This window comes from Salinicola sp. MH3R3-1 (genome assembly GCF_001937155.1).
Lineage (GTDB): Bacteria > Pseudomonadota > Gammaproteobacteria > Pseudomonadales > Halomonadaceae > Salinicola > Salinicola halophyticus.
The window spans coordinates 1-261 of the sequence record NZ_MSDP01000075.1 but is presented as its reverse complement, the minus strand read 5'-3'; the positions used below and the strand labels follow the sequence as shown (position 1 = coordinate 261).

Genomic DNA, 261 nt, shown 5'->3' with positions numbered 1-261 from the left:
GGACTACTAGGGTTTCTAATCCCATTTGCTCCCCTAGCTTTCGTCTCTCAGTGTCAGTAATGGCCCAGTAGAGTGCCTTCGCCATCGGTGGTCTTTCCAATATCTACGCATTTCACCGCTCCACTGGAAATTCCCTCTACCCCTACCATACTCTAGTTTGAAAGTTTCCACGGCATCTTTGAGGTTAAGCCTCAATTTTTAACAGTGGACTTTTCGAACCACCTACAGACGCTTTACGCCCAGTGATTCCGGATAACACTT

At 47.1% G+C, this 261-nt stretch carries 1 rRNA gene; it reads right to left on the bottom strand.

Annotated features, from left to right (window positions below):
- Nucleotides 1-261, bottom strand: a 16S ribosomal RNA gene (locus BTW08_RS18370); the annotation flags it as partial.